Raw genomic sequence first — 17,084 nt, 5'->3', positions numbered from 1 at the left:
GGCTACTTCGCCGCCGCTTCGGGCTGGAGGTCTTCGGGCAGGGGCGGGAACTTCTCCCCCACACCCTGCTGCTGCCCGGCGAACGGGAACGCCGCGGCAAGATCCGCATAGGACCAGCCCCCGTCCCGGTACTGAGTGGCCACAGCCTCGGGATGGGACCACAACTGCAAACGATCCCCGCCCACACCAATCGCCTGACCGGTAATCCCCGCAGCTTCCTCCGACGCCAGGAACGCCACCAAACCGGCCACATCCTCCGCCGTACCAAAACCCAGGTCCTTGCGGAAGAAATCAGGCATCGCCTCACCGCGCTCATCCGCCTCCACCGCGGCCGCGAAATACGGGACCGTCTTCGTCATCGCCGTCGCCGCCACCGGAATCACCGCATTAGCGGTCACCCCGGCCTTCTTCATCTCCATCGCCCAGGTCCGCACCATGCCCACGATCCCGGCCTTCGCCGCAGCGTAGTTGGTCTGCCCGAAGTTTCCGCGCTGCCCGGTCGGGGAACCAATCGTGATGATCCGGCCCGCCACATGGTGTTCCTTGAAGTACGCGTAGGCCTCCCGCACACAGGTGAACGTCCCGCGCAGATGCACGTTGATCACCAGGTCAAAATCCTCGTCCGTCATCTTCAGCAGGCTCTTATCGCGCAGCACCCCGGCATTGGTCACCAGGATGTCCAGGCCGCCGAAGTTCTCCACCGCCGCAGCCACCAGTGCCTGCGCCGTCTCGGTGGATCCCACCGGGGCAACAACCGCCACGGCACGCCCGCCGTCGGCCGTGATCACCGCTACCGCCTCATCAGCGACGGAGGCATCGACGTCGTTCACCACCACGGCCGCACCCTGCCGGGCCAGCTCCCGGGCGTAAGCGAGGCCCAGCCCCCGCCCGCTGCCGGTAACAATCGCGACTTTGCCGTCCAGGGACATGATGACTCCTTCTTCCCGGCAGCGCCGGGCTCCGTTGACCTGCTCTTTTGTTCCATCCTGAAGGGAATGGTTGAGAAAGTCAACGGTTGATTAAGGCACTCATTATGTCGCCGGCACCGCGGGCAGGGAACTGCTCGCTGCGGCGCTGGTTAATCCGGAATCACTGCAGCTCCCCCGAAAGCCGGTCCTGCATGGACAGCGAGGACTGGTTCAGTCCGGTAATCCGCACCGTCTTTCCGCGGCTGCGGTACTTCTCCGTGATGGAATCCAGCGCCGCCACGGCGGACGCGTCCCAGACATGCGAAGCACTCAGGTCAATCAGCACTTCAGCCGGATCGGCTGCGTAGTCAAACTGTGTGTAAAGGTCGTTCGATGAGGCGAAGAACAACTCACCCTGCACCACATAGGTGACCGCAGTACCGTCGTCTGCCACGGTCCGTTCCACGGCCACAAAGTGCGCCACGCGCCGGGCAAACAACACCATTGCCACGAGGATTCCGACGCCGACGCCGACCGCCAGGTTGTGTGTGGCCACGGTGGTGATGACGGTGGCCAGCATGACGGCGGTTTCCGACTTGGGCATCCGGCGCAGGGTGGACGGGCGGATACTGTGCCAGTCGAAGGCCGAATACGCCACGAAGATCATCACGGCCACGAGCGCAGCCATCGGAATCAGCGCCACGATGTCGCCGAGGACCACCACCAGGATGAGCAGGAAGATCCCGGCCAGGAACGTGGAAATCCTGGTCCTCGCGCCGGAGGCCTTCACATTCATCATGGTCTGCCCGACGACGGCGCAGCCGCCCATGCCCCCGAAGAACCCGGTGACGATGTTGGCGATGCCCTGCCCGGCGGCCTCCCGCGGCTTGGACGAGCGCGTGTCGGTGATGTCATCCACGAGCTTGGCGGTCAGCAGTGACTCAATCAGGCCCACGAACGCCATCGCGACGGCAAACGGCGCGATGATCTGCAGGGTGTCCAGGTTCAGCGGAACGTCGGGGAACAGCAGAGCGGGCAGCGAATCGGGAAGTTCACCCTTGTCCCCCACGGTCGGGATGTTCCAGCCTGCTGCCACCGCAGCAATCGTGAGGGCCACAATCGCGACCAGCGGCGCGGGCACCGCCGTCGTCAGCCGCGGGAGCAGGAACACCAGGAGGAGCCCGACGGCGGTAACCGGGTAGACCAGCCAGGGCACGCCGATGAGTTCTGGCAGCTGGGAGGAGAACACCAGGATGGCCAGCGCGTTGACGAATCCGACCATCACGGACCGCGGGATGAACCGCATCAGCTTGGCGACGCCTGCGGCCGCGAGCAGGATCTGCAGGATTCCGGCCAGGATCACCGTGGGCACCAGGTATTCGACGCCATGATCTGCCACGACTGGGGCGATCACCAGGGCCACGGCGCCCGTGGCCGCGGAAATCATCGCCGGACGTCCGCCGACGAACGCGATGGTCACAGCCATGGTGAAGGACGCGAACAGTCCCATCCGCGGGTCGACTCCTGCGATCACCGAGAACGCTATGGCCTCCGGAATGAGCGCCAGCGCGACGACGAGTCCGGCAAGGGCTTCGGTCTTCAGCAGCCGCGGCGAGCGCAGCGTGGAGAGGACCGTCTGCCGGGGTGCTGGGGCAGGCGTTGGAACTGGTGACGGCGCTGGTATCGGAGCAGGAAGGGACAAGGCGGTTCCGTTCAGGTGCGGGGAAGTCCGGCGGCCGGGGCGGATTACCGGGGCCGTTCATCGGATCCGGTTCCAGATTACCGCCGCGTGTTCTGAGTCCCTCTTCAGGCCACGGCCAATAATGGGTCCATGCCCGAACCGCTTCCACCCTGGCCTGCCACCGCCCCCGCCTGCGGCCGCGTTTTACTGCGCCCTGTGACCGGTGCGGATACCGGCATGGCCATCTCTCTTTCAACTGACCCCTATGTGTCGGCAACCGGCACGCTGCCCGTTGCTGCCGGTGAGGAGGAAGCGCTGGCCTGGGTCGAGCGCCAGCAGGGGCGGCACCGTGAGGGTAAGGGTTTTTCCTTCACCATCGAAGAGCAGGCATCCGGCCTTGCCGTGGGGCACTGCGGCCTGTGGCTGCAGCACCTTAGCGACGGCTACGCGAGCGCAGGCTACGCCGTCGCCCCTGAATGCCGCGGCAGGGGCTTCGCGGCGGATGCCCTTGCCGCACTGACTGCCTTTGGCTGGTCCCTGCCCGGACTGGAGAGGATCGAGCTCTTCATCGAACCCTGGAATACAGCCTCGATCCGTACCGCCGTGCGTGCCGGGTATGCCCCGGCGGGCGCGCGCCGGAATTATCCGCTGGCCGGCGGCGAGCGGCGGGACATGCGGGTTTATGCCGCGCTGCGTCCTGCAGGGTCCAGCCGCAGATAGGTCATGGTAAGGCCACCTGCAGCACCGGGAGGATTTCCTCCAGCGGACCCCAGATCCACGCGAGGCACAAGGTGCCGGAGAAGTCGCTGCTGGCGGCGGCGTCACAAAGAATGCGGTCCACGGCGGGGACGTCGATGTCTGGGAACATAGCCGCATACTAATGCGCAGCGGAAAACGTGTTCCCTGCGGGCACCGGAAGGAACGCGGATTGTTTACCGGACTCAGCGCTTTTCCCCTGACACCACTGCAGGACGACGCCGTGGACGAGCCGGCGTTTGCCCACCTGATGGAACGGCTGGCAGCTTCGGACGTCGATTCGATCGCAGTGCTGGGCTCCACCGGGTCGTACGCCTACCTGAGCCCCCGGGAACGCCGGCACGTTGTCCGGCTGGCCGCTGCGAACACCGGCTCCAAGCCGCTGATCGTGGGCGTCGGCGCCCTCCGCACCTCCGAGGTGCTGGCCAACGTACAGGCAGCCGAAGATGCCGGCGGCGCAGGGATCCTGCTTGCTCCGGTGAGTTACCAGGCCCTGACGGACGACGACGTTTACGGCCTGTTCCGCGACGTCACCGACGCCACGGACCTGCCGGTCATTGTGTACGACAATCCCGGAACGACCCGCTTTACCTTCAGCACTGAGCTGTACGGACGGATCGCAGCGCTGCCCGGCATCGCGTCGATCAAGATTCCCCCGGTGACCGCCGCGGCAGCAGCAGAGCGGGTCAGCGCCGTCCGTGCCGTTATCCCGGACCACGTCACCATCGGAATCTCCGGCGATGCAGCCGCTGCGAACGTACTCAACGCCGGATGTGACACCTGGTACTCCGTCATTGCCGGCACCCTGCCCGAACCGGCCCTGGCCATCCTGCGCGCTGTCCGGGAGGGCAGGCCGCACGACGCCGCGGCTGAGTCTGCCCGGCTGGGTCCGCTTTGGGAGCTCTTTGCCGAACACGGCAGCCTGCGGGTCATCGCCGCCGTAGCTGAACATCTGGGCCTCGCGCCGCGGAACTGTCTGCCCCGCCCGCTGCGGGGACTGGGCGTTGAGGACCGCAGGCAGGTGGCCGGCGTCGTTAGCGCCCTGGGGTTCACCGCCGGGTAGGCAGGCCAAGACTGGGGCCGGCTGCGGACACCTCCGATGCGGCATGGGAACGGATCAGTCAGTAAGCTGATAATCCGCAAAAAATGCTCCAGGAGGAATATCCATGTCACCGTCCCGCGCCGACCTGCAGCGCACCGCTTCGGACGTCTTTGGCTGGGAGGACTTCCGGCCCGGCCAGCTTGAGGCCATGGAAGCGGCCATTGAGGGCCGGGATGTTGTCTGCGTCATGCCCACCGGTGCCGGCAAGTCTGCGGTCTACCAGGTGCCGGCCATGGCGCTGCCGGGCACCGCCGTCGTCATCTCGCCGCTGATAGCGCTCCAAAGTGACCAGGCAGAGGGCATCAATGAAGCGGTAGGGGAAACCGTGGCCTACGTCCTGAACAGTGCGCAGCCGCAGGGCTACTGGGATGAGGCCTGGGCAGCGGCCGGGAAGGAAAACGGCGACGCCGGCCGGGCCAAATTCCTGTTCCTGGGCCCCGAGCAGGTGGCCCGGGAGGACGTGCTGGACCGGCTGCGCACACTGGAGATTTCGCTGCTGGTCATAGACGAGGCGCACTGCGTCTCGGCCTGGGGGCACGATTTCCGTCCGGATTATCTGCAGCTGGACCAGCTGGTGCGTGCTCTGAAGCGGCCGGTGGTCGCACTGACGGCGACTGCGGCTCCGCCGGTACGGGCTGAAATCGTCGATGTGCTGGGCATGCGCGACCCGCTGCAGATCTCCCTCGGTTTCGACCGTCCCAACCTGCATCTGGCCGCCGCACGCCATGAAGATGCGGACGACAAGCGCCGCTGCATCCTCGAACAGGTCGCGGGGCTGGGTTCCCCCGGGCTCCTCTACGTGGCCACGCGGCGAGACACAGAGGAATACGCGGATGCACTGCAGCAGGCCGGACTGCGGACAGACGCGTACCACGCGGGCCGCAGCCACACCGACAGGCAGTCGATCCACGAGCAGTTCCTGGCCGGCGAACTGGATGTGGTGGTCGCAACGACAGCTTTTGGTATGGGGATCGACAAACCGGACGTGCGCTTCGTCGTGCATGCGGACATCCCGGATTCCGTGGACAGCTATTACCAGGAGATTGGACGCGGCGGGCGCGACGGCGAACCGGCGGAGGTCTTCCTGCATTACCGCCCAGAAGACCTGGGCATCCGGCGGTTCTTCGGCTCAAAGTCACCCAACAAGGAGGCGCTCCGGCAGATCTTCGCCCTGCTGGCCGCCCAGGAAGAACCCGTATCCGCCGCCCGGATCCGCGAGGAGCTCGGCCTCAACGCCCGGCACCTCTCCTCCATCCTCGGCCTGCTGGAACAATCCGGCGCGATAGCCGCCGTTGATCACGGCTACCGTGCCCGGAAGACCAGCCCGGACAAGGCGGTGCAGGCAGCGGTGGACTTTGCCGAGCGCCGCAGGAACATCGACTCCTCGCGGCTGGAAATGATGCGGCAATACGCGGAAAGTACCGAATGCCGGCGTCGCTTTATCCTGAACTACTTCGGGGAAGACGCGCCGGACAGGTGCGGGTGCTGCGACAACTGCGAGCGCGCCGCGGCGCAGGGCGAAATGGCTCAGGCCAAGGATGCCGAACCGGACGGACCGCAGCCATTCCCCCTGCAGTCGCGCGTGGTCCATAAGGAGTGGGGCCCCGGCATGGTGATGAGCTACGAGGAAGGCACCGTCACCGTGCTGTTTGAAGCTGAGGGGTACAAGACGCTTTCGGTGGAACTCGTGCAGGACAAGGACCTGCTGGAACCCGCCTAGCGGAACTCACTCCTGCACCACCCGGATGGTCTCCAAGGTGGGATCCGCCGGATCCGGCAGGACCATTCCGGCTGCTTTCCCCGAGACCAGGTACTCCACGACGCGTCCGTTGATCCGTTCCCCCGGCAGGATGGCCGGAACACCGGGAGGATACGGCGTAATCTGTTCAGCGGCGATGCGCCCCGCGGCCTCGCTGGCCGGTACCACTTCCACCGGGCCAAAGAACGCATCGCGCGGCAGCTGCACGGTCTCCATCTCCAGGTCCGCGGAATCCGGGAGCTGGACCGGGGGCGGGACCGGCAGCTCCGCAGCCGCGGCAACCAGGGATTCGAGGGCATCGAGCAGGCGATTCGCGCTCTGCCTGTCGTCCGCCTGGGAAAAGGTCGCCTCGATGCGGCGGTGGTCATTGAGCCCGACGTCGATCCTGGCATTTTCGCGCAGCCAGTCCGCCGCCTGGTAGCCGCTGATTCCAAGCTGCTGCAGGTCAATGAGCACATGCAGAGGATCAAAGTCGTGTGATGCTTCCTCGCGGATCAACTCATCGTGGAGCACGTGCATGCCGGGCAGGTCGTTGATTCTCCCGCGGGTCTCCGCCACCAGGTCAAGGGCAGCTCCGAGCTGCTTCCCGCCGTGCCGGACCATCTGCCGCCGCCACGCGTCCATTCCCGCGTAAACCAGCACGCTGGTGCTGGTGGTGGCCAGCAGGTCCGCACACTGACGGAGCCGCACCGGATCCACCAGCGGCCCCTGAAGGTGGTAGACGGACCCCTGTTCAAAGCCCAGGCCCATCTTGTGCACGCTCACCACACAGATATCCGCCCCCGCATCCATCGCCCAGGTGGGCAGTGAGTCATGGAAAGGCAAATGCGCGCCCCAGGCTTCATCAACGATCAGCGGCTTACCCCGGAGGTGACAGATCCCGGCGATGGCCTGGATGTCCGCACAGGTGCCGTAGGGCGTGGGGCTGACGATCAGGCAGGCGGCGGCATCGGGGTGCCGCTGCCACATTGCTTCAACGGCCTCCGGCGACGGCGGATGGGCCAGATGCAGGTCATCGTCCCAGCGGGGGCGGATCCAGCGCGGCTGGAGTCCGGACAGGATGAGTCCAGCGGTCACCGATTTGTGCGCGTCGCGTCCAATCAGGATGTCTCCGGTCCCGCGCGTGACGGCCAGGATCGCGGCCTTAACGGACAAGGAACTGCCGCACGTGGAGAAGAACGCATGGTCAGCGCCGACGGCCTCCGCCATGAGCTCCTGTGCCTGCGCAAGGTAGCCGTTCGTGGACGAGCGGTCATCCAGCCCGGCTGATGCCAGGACATCATTGTGGAACGCGTCCGGCCCCAGGGCGTCGAGTGTCCGCTTGTCCAGACCACGTCCCTGCCGGTGTCCCGGCGGCGTGTACCCGTAACGTCCGTGCTGGTGATACGCCTCCAGGGCGTCAAGGATCGGTGCTTTGCGCTGGTCCACTGGCATTCCCTTCGGAACTCTGCCGTTTCCTGAAGCTGGATTGCAGTGCCCACCCTAGCCCCGCGCCGCCCCCTTTTCACGGCAACCGCTGCCTTCCTGCACCGGGAGCAGGCGACCTGTGCCCTAGGCCCGGCAGGCCAGGTCGTACAACTGCCGCAGTGCCGCCGCCTCGGTCTGCTCCAACACCTTGGCCGGATCGCCCTCGAAGGAGTGCCGGGCATGGCCGGTTTCGCCCCGAAGGCTCCAGCCAATAAAGACGGTTCCCGCCGGCTGGCCCTCGAGCGGACCGGGACCTCCCGCACCGGTGGTGGAAATGGTCAGGTCGGCGTCGAAGAGTTTTGCTGCGCCGGCTGCCATCTCTTCGGCGCACCTGGCGCTCACGACCGGACCTTCGCTGACACCCAGCACTGTGTGTTTGACTTCCGTCATGTAGGCGACGATCCCCCCGCTCAGCCATGAACCCGTCTCCCCGCCTCTGCCAAGCACGCCAGTGAGGTTTCCGCACGTCAGGGACTCTGCGAGCGCGACCGTCAGGCCTGCGCGGGTGACCTCTTCTGCGACGAGGTCCGGAAGTTGATTCAGAGGCTCAGTCACGGCATCCATAAAGGCCTTTTGCCACCTTTCTGCTTTCATATGCTATTGATTACTAACGGTACTTACTATTTCATCACGCGCGGTTCCGGTTCATAACGGCCCCGCCGCCACAGCCGAAACGGGGGTCCGATGAGGGCGCGAGAATCCATCCGGGTCGCGAGTGTTCCTTCCGGTCACGTGTACATCCGCCACCTGGATCCGCTTCCCGGTGCAGCCGGGGATCTGCCCGCCGTCGTCCGTCTCCCGGACCCGGACCCCGATGCTCCGGACCGCGCAGCCACGGAGAAGTGGTGGCCGCCGGTGATGCTCCACGCCGGCTGGATCGAGGAGAACGCCTCTGCGTTCGATGTTTTCCACATTCACTTCGGGTTCGATGCCCAGGATCCGCGGGACCTCAAGGAAGCAGTCAGCGCACTGAAGCGCAACGGCAAGCCGCTGGTGTACACGGTGCATGACCTGCGCAATCCCCACCACGAGTCCCCAGCAGAACACGATGCCCACCTTGATGTCCTGATCCCTGCCGCCGACGAGCTCATCACCCTCACCGCAGGCGCAGCCGCAGAAATCGAACGCCGCTGGGGCCGGCCGGCCCGGGTTATCCCGCATCCGCACGTCGTCGAACTTGAGACCATGGCCGAATTTGCCCGCCGCCGCACAGCCGACGGGCCTTTCCGGGTAGGCGTGCACGTCAAGAGCCTGCGGGCGAGCATGGAACCGCTGCCGGTCATCCGCGCCCTGCTGGAAACCGCACGCGAGGACGGATCCATGGTGGTGCAGGTCAACGGGCACTGCGATGTCCTGCAGACCGACGGCGCCCGGTACAACGCCGAGCTGGCCCAGTTCCTCCGGGACCAGTCGGGATCTCCGGAGCTGGAGGTGAAGATCCACGACTTCCTGCCCGATGACGAGCTGTGGGAATATCTCGCCGGCCTGGACCTGTCAGTGCTGCCGTACCGCTTCGGCACCCACTCCGGCTGGCTTGAAGCCTGCCGGGACCTGGGCACGGCCGTTGCCGCTCCCGACTGCGGTTTCTACGCGGACCAGGGGCCGGTCTTCAGCTATTCCCACAATGAGGCCAGGCTGGATGCCGAGTCGTTGAAGGCCGCAGTGCGGGCAGCCCGCCGCGCCGGACCGCCGGACCCGCTTGCCGCAGCTGACCGCGCCCGCCAGCGGGACGCCATCGCCCGGGCCCATGCAGAGCTGTACACCGCACTGCTGGACCGCGCCGGGGTGCTGCAGTGAGACTGTGCATCGTCGGACCCTCCCGCTTCCCCATCAGTGAACCGTTTGCCGGCGGCCTCGAGGCGCACACCCATGCGCTGGTCTCCGCGCTGCGCTCCCGGGGGCACGACATCACCCTCTTTGCCGCCGCCGGATCGGACCCGGACCTGCAGGTGGAGTTCCTTGAGGTGCCCGCCTTCGAAATGAGCGCAGCTGCCCGGAACGACGTCGGAGCGCTTCCGGAACAGTGGATGGCAGAGCACCACGCCTACCTCTCGCTCATGCTCGACCTTGCTGAGCACGGACACCACAGGTACGACGCCGTCCTGAACACGAGCATCCACCACCTCCCCGTAGCCATGTCACGGATGCTGCACGTTCCGCTGGTGACTATCCTGCACACTCCTCCCGTGGGCTGGATCGAGTCGGCCATCCGGGTACGCGGCGAGCTGACCCGTTTCATCGCCGTCAGCAACCACACCCGCAACGCGTGGGCGCCGCTGGTCGAATCCACCGCCATCCTCAACGGCGTGGATACCCGCAAGTGGGAACAGGGGCCGGGCGGCGAAGCGCCGATCTGGTTTGGACGCATCGTTCCCGAAAAGGGCACGGCCCTGGCCATACGCGCCGCGAAACTGGCGGGAATGCCGCTGGATCTCGCCGGACCGATTTACGACCGCGCCTACTTTGAATCCGAGATCGAGCCGCAGCTGGGCGGCAGCATCCGCTATCTGGGCCACCTCGACCACGTCCAGCTCCGCCGCGCCGTCCGGAATGCCTGCGCTGCGCTGGTGACACCGCGCTGGGATGAGCCCTACGGGCTGGTGGCCGCTGAAGCGCTGGCCGCCGGGACGCCGGTCGCTGCCTTCGAACGCGGAGCACTCCCGGAAATCTTGACGGAGGACTGCGGGCGCCTGGCCCCGCCGGACGATGTCGATGCCCTGGCAGCCGGCCTGCGCGAGGCAGCCGGACTGGACCGCGGGGCTGCCCGCCGCCGGGCGGAGACATTCTGCTCCCACGACCGGATGGTGGACGAATACGAGGCCCTGCTTCTGGCGGCGGGAAGCCAGACGGTGGCCGCATGATCGGGTACTACATCCACCACCAGGGCATGGGCCACCTGCGCCGGGCGCAGGCCATTGCTGCCGAACTTCCGCCCGGGAGTGTCACCGGACTGTCCTCGCTGCCGTGCCCGGCGGACTGGGACGGACCCTGGGTCCGACTGGAGCGCGATGACCTCAGTCCCGGTCCGCAGGCAGTTGATGCCAACGGCCACCTCCACTGGGTCCCCGTCCACGACAACGGTCTTCGAGAGCGCATGGCCCAGGTCTCCGCCTGGATCCGCCGCGCAGAACCATCCGTGCTGGTTGCGGACGTCTCCGTGGAAGTGGCCGTGCTGGCCCGCCTGCACGGTGTGCCCGTTGTCTCCGTGGCGCTGCCCGGAGTCCGTGAAGATCCCGCGCACACGCTCGGCTTCGGTGTCTCCGATGCCGTGATTGCTGCCTGGCCGCGCCAAGCCACGGGCATGCTGTACACCGGGGATCCCGAACTTGCCGCGCGGGTAACACCGGTCGGCGCGATTTCCGGCCACCCCGTGGCGGAGGGCCGCCCGCCCGGACCCGTCACGCGGGTGGTTGTGCTCGGCGGCGCCGGCGGCGGAGGAATGAGCGACGCCGACATCCAGTCCGCCCAGGCGCAGACACCGGGCGTGGAATGGGAGGCGGTAGGAACCAATCCCGGTAACCGGACCGCCGATCCGCTGCCGCGGCTTCGCGCCGCCTCGCTGGTGGTAACGCACGCCGGCCAGGGCGCCGTCGCCGACGTGGCGGCCGCAGGCATTCCCGCCGTTATTGTTCCGCAGGAACGGCCGCACGAGGAACAGTTCACCACCGGACGGATCCTTGATTCAATGGCGGGAATTCCGGCCATCGTGACCTCCGCCTTTGCCCGGCAGGACTGGGCAGACGTCCTCGCCGCAGCCGCTGCCCTGGACGGCCGGAACTGGTTCCTGTGGAATGACGGACGGGGCGCAGCACGGGCCGCTGCAGTCATCTCCGCCGTCGGTGAAGGCCGGGAGGCGGACCGCGTGAGGCTGCCGGCAGGGACCCGCTCGTGAAAACCAGCGTCATCACCCTGGCCCACGGACGGCATGCCCATCTGGCTGCCCAGCAGCAGGCACTGCTGAGGTCCACCCGGCTCCCCGGCGACTACATCATCGTGGCCATGGCGGACCCGGAGATTCCCGGGCGCTTCCCTGATCCAATGTTTTCGGGAACGGTCATCGAGGTCCCCGCTTCCGGGTCTGCCCTTCCTCTCGCAGCCGCCCGGAACGCAGGCGCACGGGCGGCCCTGGACCGGGGCGCCGAGCTTCTGGTCTTTTTGGACGTGGATTGCCTGCCCGCACCCGGTCTCCTCGCGGGCTACGCATCCGCGGCCCAGGACGAAGCCGCAGCCGGCCGGCTGCTCTGCGGACCGGTGACCTACCTCGATCCGCCGGGGCCCGCCGGGTACGACCTGGACGTGCTTGGCACACTTGACGCACCCCACCCGGCCCGGCCGGCGCCGGGTCCCGGGGAGATCGTTCCCGACGAGAGCCCGGACTTGTTCTGGTCGCTCTCCTTTGCCCTCACGGCCGGAGATTGGCACCGGATCGGCGGATTCTGCGAGGACTACACCGGCTACGGCGGAGAAGACACCGACTTTGCCCGGGTGGCACAACACCGGGGCATCGGGCTCGCTTGGATCGGGGCGGCGAGAGCCTATCACCAATGGCACCCGACCCAGGATCCCCCCGTCCAGCATCTGGCCGACATTGTGCGGAACGCTAACCTCTTCCACGAAAGGTGGGGCACCTGGCCCATGGGCGGATGGCTGGAAGGCTTCCGTAACCTGGGCCTGATACAGGGCGGGACGGGCAAGGTCCCCTGCACTCTCACGCAGCCGGCGCCGCACCCAGCCTGACCGGGGCAGCGGAGTTCCCAGCGCCACCGCGGCCGGAGCGGACACCCTGTCCAGGGGCGAAGCGGCGCCGCAGGATGCGCCTGCTGTGTGCCGCCGTCGTGATCCGCTCCCCTGCATAGGGGATGCCTCCTGCGAGCCGGAATCCCAGCGCCACCCAGATGCTCACCGACCTCTCCAGCAGCCAGGCCGGAGCCCACAGGGCGGACGACGCCGGAAACACCCGGGTGCCGCCGGCACGCCTTCTGCCCGCCTCGGCAAGTCCGGCGGCCGCGGCGGCCGCCGCCAGCGGCAGCAACGGCCAGCGCCGGCATCCGAGCAGCACGCCCGGCAGCAGGGAAAGCTCCAGTGCCAGGCGTGCCGGCTGGGCAAAGTCGTCGTACGCCTGACGGACCCGCTGCCGAAGGAAGTGCCCGGCGGCGCAGGATTTGCGGGGAACGAACAGCGACCGCGCCACGACTTCCCGGCCCCCCGCGGAACGCACGGTCCTGATCAGCTCGAGATTCTCGAACAGGACGTCGCCGTCGTAGCCGTGCGTGGCCAGCAGCGCCGAACGCCGCACCCCCAAGGTTCCGGGATAGTCTGCGCCCAGCGCTCGATTAAGCAGGCTCCTCGCCGTATCCCAGCGGGCATGCCAGGGCAGGTCGGAAAAGTAGTTTTGCGGCCGCACCACGTCTGCAGACTGCAGGAGATCCACCACCCGGCGGAAGGAATCCACGGTGTACCGTACATCGTCGTCGGCAATTACCAGGGTCTCGGTGCGGGCGTGCCGAATGCCGGTCAGAACTCCGGAAACCTTTCCGTTCAGGCAGGCAACGTCAGGGCGCAGGTGCACAACGCCGGCGGGAAGGAGACGCGCATGTTCCTCGAAAACCTCGGGCGGAGACCCGTCCACCACCAGCACGGCGGCCCATGACAGCACCCGCTGAAGATACCCGGGGAGGTCGCCAAGCCCTCCGGCACGGCCACGTTTCAGCGGCAGGATGTATGTCGCGGCGGGAGTGTCTCCTCCCCGTTCCAGACCAGACTGCTCAGTCATGCAGTGATTGTAAACATAAATAAATAAGCCTGCTTAGCACTTCACATCCCGCCTCTGAGTGGCTAGTTTTTTGGACAAGGGTCTGTCGCTGCCGGCCCGAACCGAGAGGCTGGCGCACCAACGGCGGTGGATCTTCCCCCAGTATTTGGAGAGTGGAACCGTGTTTTTTCACAAACAGGAACTGCAGTTCAAAGCAACCCCGGACAACCCCGACGCCGTCTATGCCAGGAAGCTGCAGGAAGTGCTCGGCGGGCAGTACGGTGAGATCACCGTGGCCATGCAGTACAGCTTCCAGGCGTGGAACACCCACATTCCGGGAAAGTACCGGGACCTGCTCTTTGGCATCGGCGCGGAAGAGTTCGGCCACGTCGAGATGCTCGCCACCATGATCGCCCAGCTCCTGGAAAAGGCCCCGCTCGGTATCACCGAAGATGCTGTGCAGTCGGATCCGGCCATTGCCGCCGTCATCGGCGGCACCGATATGCAGCAGGCCATCGTTGCAGGTGCCGGCGCACGGCCGGTGGACAGCAACGGAAATCCCTGGCAAGGCAGCTACATCACCGCCAGCGGCAACCTGCTCGCCGATTTCACGGCGAACGCCAACGCGGAGATGCAGGGACGCGTCCAGGTCGCCCGGCTCTACCATATGACGGACGACCACGGCGTCCGGGACATGCTCTCCTTCCTGCTGGCCAGGGACACCATGCACCAGAACCAGTGGCTCGCGGCTGCGCGCGAACTGCAGGAGGAGGGCGCTGAGTCACTGCCGGTGCCAAGCAACTTCCCGATCAACAAGGAAGAGCGCTCGGTCTCCTACCAGTACCTGAACTTCTCCGACGGCGCTGCGGCGGCCGAGGGTTCCTGGGCTTCCGGCCCGACGCCGGACGGCAAGGGAGAGTTCACCTACCACGACGGTCCCACCACCTCGGCACCGATGCCTCCGCCCACCCATCCGGATTCGCGGTTCTACGGCACCACGGAACTGCCGAACACGGTGGAGAAGGTTGCCGGCGTCGTCCAGGACAAGCTGCGCCGCGAGTAGGCACCTGAAACAGATAAAGGGCGGGTGCCCCCCAAAGCCGCCCCCCCCCCTCCCCTACTGCAAAAGCCGGCAGACGATCCTGCCGTGATTTTGCAGCACATCAGTGCAGCAACGTCAGCGTTGCAGGATGCGGACTACCGGCTTTCCTCGCAGTACCCCCCACAGCCCAGAGCTTAAGGGGTAGAACACTTTAAAACAAGGCGGATGACCGGTTTTCTATTGTCCGGCGGTCTTCCGGATCAGCTCGCCGGAAGTGTCCCGCATGTCGTCGGAGAGCACGCCGGGCAGCAGCATGCCCCACATCTCATCCACCCGGCGCAGGAGGTCAGCCCGTTCCGTGAGAACGGCCGAGACCAGGTGAGCTCCGGTGAGGGAGGATACGACGAACCGCGCAAGGGCGTCCGGGTCCAGGTCGCCGCGCAACTCTCCGCGCTGCTGGGCCTCTCGGGCCAGCCTGCCCATGAGGGAAATCCAGTCCTGGTAGGGCTGGCGGACGTCCTCGTCAAAGGAGCATGCCTCCAGTGTCAGGCGTGATCCTGCACGGACCATCGGCTCGGTGAGAAGGTTCGCTGCGAAACGACGGCACATCAGGATCATCGATTCCAGCGGCGGAAATCCCTGCTCGAGCAACGCTTTATTTTGCGCGGAGACGAACGAATGCTGTTCGGCTATGACCGCCCTGGCGAGGTCTTCCTTGGACGGGAAATGGAAATAGAGGGCCCCCTTGGTGACTTTCGCCTGGTCAGCCACCTGGCTCAGTGAGGCGCGGCCGTAGCCGTACTCCTCAAAAACCGATGCTGCCCCCGTGAGAATGGCATCGCGCGTGGCCTTGGCCCTGTCCTGCAGATCTCTGATGGTGGTTCCTTCGTTATGGACTTCCCCCGCTTCCAAGGTAGATGCAAAGCGATAGATATCGAAAGGGTTACGTGCGGGAAGGGTAATTCCTTGATCTTCCATTCCGGACACCGGCGCTGGTTGGTAGCCTCGGGGCACTGTGGCCGCATTGCGCCCGATCAAAGGAGATCGTTCATGCCCAACCTCGCCGGCATCCTTCCCCAAACCGCCGCCCGGCTTCCGGACCACACGGCCCTGAAGATCAACGACACGGTGATCAGCTACTCCATGCTGAACGCCATGAGCACCAAGGTCGCCGGGCTCCTGCGGGCCCGCGGCGTGCAGCACGGGGACAGGGTCGCGCTGATGATGCCCAACATTCCTCCGATGGCCTCGGTCTACTACGGCGTCCTGCGCTACGGTGCCGTCGTCGTCCCTATGAATCCCCTGCTCAAGGGACGGGAGGTCGCCTACACACTCCGGGATTCCGGCGCGGGGCTGCTCTTCGCCTTCGAGCTGATGCTGCCTGAGGCGAATGCCGGAGCCGAAGAAGCCGGCGGAGTGGACGTGATTCCAGTTAACACCGGAAGTTTCCGGCAATTGCTGGCCGATTCGGAATCGGATGACGCAGTAGCCGACGTCGAGGACAGGGACACCGCCGTCATCCTCTACACCTCCGGCACCACCGGACGCCCGAAAGGGGCAGCACTGAGCCACGACAACCTCCTCAGCAACGCGGAAGTCGCCGCCAACCTCCTGGACACGGGAGAAAACGACGTGATTTTCGGCGGGCTGCCCTTCTTCCACGTCTTCGGCCAGACGTCAGCCCTGAACGCCGGTGTGATGGCCGGTGCAAGCATCAGCCTGCTGCCCCGGTTCGACGCCGGTGCCGCGCTGGAAATCATCGAACGGGACAAGGTCACCATCTTCCAGGGTGTACCGGCCATGTATATCGGCATGCTGCGGCACCCCGACGTTGCCACCACGGACACGTCCTCCGTCCGCGGAGCCATCACGGGAGGAGCAGCCATGCCGCTGGAAGTCCTGCGGGAATTCGAGGAGGTTTTCGGCACGGACCTGCTGGAAGGCTACGGACTGTCGGAGACTTCCCCGATCGTTTCCTTCAACCTGCCGGGGGACGACCGGAGGCCCGGATCGATCGGCAAACCGGTCTACGGAATGGAGGTCCGGGTACTCGACGATGAAGGCCACGACGTGCCCATCGGCGGGATCGGGGAAATTGCCGTGCGTGGACTCGGCGTCATGAAGGGGTATTGGAACAATCCCGAAGCCACCGCTGAAGCGATTCCGGACGGCTGGTTCCGGACCGGGGACCTCGGGCGGCTTGATGACGAAGGGAACATCTACATCGTGGACCGCAAAAAGGACATGATCCTGCGGGGCGGGTACAACGTCTACCCGCGCGAGGTGGAAGAAGTCCTCTACGAACACCCGGCGGTGGCAGAAGCTGCCGTCGTCGCCATGCCGGACGAGCTTAACGGTGAAGAGGTGGCGGCGGTGATCGGTCTCAAGGCAGAATCCGTGCCGGTCACGGATGAAGCACGGCAGGCCCTGGCCGACGAGATCCAGGCCTTCGCCAAGGACCGGCTGGCCGCCTACAAGTATCCGCGGCGGGTGGTGTTCACCGATGAACTCCCGAAGGGTCCCACCGGCAAAATCCTCAAGCGGGAAATCCGCGTGGAACCAGCCGGCTCAACGGTGCCGGCGGAGAGCCACGAAGCCTAGGCAGGAACGGGCGGGG

General features: G+C 66.1%; 16 protein-coding genes. 9 read left to right on the top strand and 7 right to left on the bottom strand.

Translation table 11 applies throughout. The features are described 5' to 3' along the window. Window positions 1-2: 2 nt before the first annotated feature. Complete coding sequence (locus TVB01_RS02965; RefSeq protein WP_422453991.1) at window positions 3-929, bottom strand: SDR family NAD(P)-dependent oxidoreductase; 927 nt, start codon at window positions 927-929, stop codon at window positions 3-5. Between the two features lie 160 nt (window positions 930-1,089). Further along, window positions 1,090-2,610: a SulP family inorganic anion transporter gene (locus TVB01_RS02960; RefSeq protein ID WP_422453989.1), complete on the bottom strand. Its 1,521-nt coding sequence runs from the start codon at window positions 2,608-2,610 to the stop codon at window positions 1,090-1,092. Window positions 2,611-2,739: 129 nt separating this feature from the next. Between TVB01_RS02960 and TVB01_RS02955 the strand changes: the two genes are divergently transcribed. Beyond that, window positions 2,740-3,309 (top strand): GNAT family N-acetyltransferase, encoded by a 570-nt coding sequence (locus TVB01_RS02955; RefSeq protein ID WP_422453987.1) that lies wholly within the window; start codon window positions 2,740-2,742, stop codon window positions 3,307-3,309. A gap of 1 nt (window position 3,310) precedes the next feature. Here TVB01_RS02955 and TVB01_RS02950 read toward each other — a convergent pair whose 3' ends face one another. Further along, window positions 3,311-3,457, bottom strand: coding sequence for a hypothetical protein (locus tag TVB01_RS02950; RefSeq protein WP_422453985.1), 147 nt, complete (start codon window positions 3,455-3,457; stop codon window positions 3,311-3,313). A gap of 60 nt (window positions 3,458-3,517) precedes the next feature. Here TVB01_RS02950 and TVB01_RS02945 point away from each other — a divergent pair, with 60 nt between their 5' ends. Next, entirely contained in the window at window positions 3,518-4,408 is an 891-nt protein-coding gene (locus TVB01_RS02945) for a dihydrodipicolinate synthase family protein (RefSeq protein ID WP_422453983.1), read from the top strand. Window positions 4,409-4,511: 103 nt separating this feature from the next. Next, entirely contained in the window at window positions 4,512-6,167 is a 1,656-nt protein-coding gene (locus tag TVB01_RS02940; RefSeq protein WP_422453982.1) for a RecQ family ATP-dependent DNA helicase, read from the top strand. Between the two features lie 6 nt (window positions 6,168-6,173). Here TVB01_RS02940 and TVB01_RS02935 read toward each other — a convergent pair whose 3' ends face one another. Together TVB01_RS02935 and TVB01_RS02930 are read right to left on the bottom strand one after the other, a co-directional pair. Next, window positions 6,174-7,634: an aminotransferase class I/II-fold pyridoxal phosphate-dependent enzyme gene (locus TVB01_RS02935; protein WP_422453980.1), complete on the bottom strand. Its 1,461-nt coding sequence runs from the start codon at window positions 7,632-7,634 to the stop codon at window positions 6,174-6,176. Window positions 7,635-7,757: 123 nt separating this feature from the next. Then, window positions 7,758-8,228 (bottom strand): CinA family protein, encoded by a 471-nt coding sequence (locus TVB01_RS02930; protein ID WP_422453979.1) that lies wholly within the window; start codon window positions 8,226-8,228, stop codon window positions 7,758-7,760. 129 nt (window positions 8,229-8,357) lie between these two features. On the opposite strand from TVB01_RS02930, the gene TVB01_RS02925 reads away from it, so the two are divergent. From TVB01_RS02925 to TVB01_RS02910, 4 genes are read left to right on the top strand one after another with little or no spacing between them, the layout of a single operon-like run. Continuing rightward, window positions 8,358-9,470: a glycosyltransferase family 1 protein gene (locus TVB01_RS02925; protein ID WP_422453977.1), complete on the top strand. Its 1,113-nt coding sequence runs from the start codon at window positions 8,358-8,360 to the stop codon at window positions 9,468-9,470. Beyond that, on the top strand, window positions 9,467-10,534 hold the full coding sequence (locus TVB01_RS02920; protein ID WP_422453975.1) for a glycosyltransferase: 1,068 nt from the start codon (window positions 9,467-9,469) through the stop codon (window positions 10,532-10,534). The genes TVB01_RS02925 and TVB01_RS02920 overlap by 4 nt, the downstream gene beginning before the upstream one ends. Then, window positions 10,531-11,565 (top strand): glycosyltransferase, encoded by a 1,035-nt coding sequence (locus TVB01_RS02915; RefSeq protein WP_422453974.1) that lies wholly within the window; start codon window positions 10,531-10,533, stop codon window positions 11,563-11,565. Before TVB01_RS02920 ends, TVB01_RS02915 begins: the two co-directional genes overlap by 4 nt. Further along, entirely contained in the window at window positions 11,562-12,410 is an 849-nt protein-coding gene (locus TVB01_RS02910) for a glycosyltransferase family 2 protein (protein ID WP_422453972.1), read from the top strand. The genes TVB01_RS02915 and TVB01_RS02910 overlap by 4 nt, the downstream gene beginning before the upstream one ends. Here TVB01_RS02910 and TVB01_RS02905 read toward each other — a convergent pair. Beyond that, window positions 12,382-13,446 (bottom strand): glycosyltransferase, encoded by a 1,065-nt coding sequence (locus TVB01_RS02905; protein WP_422453971.1) that lies wholly within the window; start codon window positions 13,444-13,446, stop codon window positions 12,382-12,384. The genes TVB01_RS02910 and TVB01_RS02905 overlap by 29 nt on opposite strands. 160 nt (window positions 13,447-13,606) lie before the next feature. On the opposite strand from TVB01_RS02905, the gene TVB01_RS02900 reads away from it, so the two are divergent. Then, window positions 13,607-14,488: a manganese catalase family protein gene (locus TVB01_RS02900; RefSeq protein WP_422453969.1), complete on the top strand. Its 882-nt coding sequence runs from the start codon at window positions 13,607-13,609 to the stop codon at window positions 14,486-14,488. 216 nt (window positions 14,489-14,704) lie between these two features. Here the strand turns inward: TVB01_RS02900 and TVB01_RS02895 are convergent, their stop codons facing one another. Further along, the gene (locus TVB01_RS02895; protein ID WP_422453967.1) at window positions 14,705-15,445 is read right to left on the bottom strand and encodes a ScbR family autoregulator-binding transcription factor; all 741 of its coding nucleotides are present in this window, start codon (window positions 15,443-15,445) and stop codon (window positions 14,705-14,707) included. A 72-nt stretch (window positions 15,446-15,517) separates the two neighbouring features. On the opposite strand from TVB01_RS02895, the gene TVB01_RS02890 reads away from it, so the two are divergent. Then, a complete protein-coding gene (locus tag TVB01_RS02890; RefSeq protein WP_422453965.1) occupies window positions 15,518-17,068 on the top strand; it encodes a long-chain-fatty-acid--CoA ligase in 1,551 nt (516 codons plus the stop codon). The last annotated feature ends 16 nt before the right edge of the window (window positions 17,069-17,084 follow it).

It is taken from the genome of Arthrobacter sp. 7Tela_A1 (genome assembly GCF_049311065.1).
Lineage (GTDB): Bacteria > Actinomycetota > Actinomycetes > Actinomycetales > Micrococcaceae > Arthrobacter_B.
This window is presented reverse-complemented; position numbering and strand designations above follow the sequence as displayed.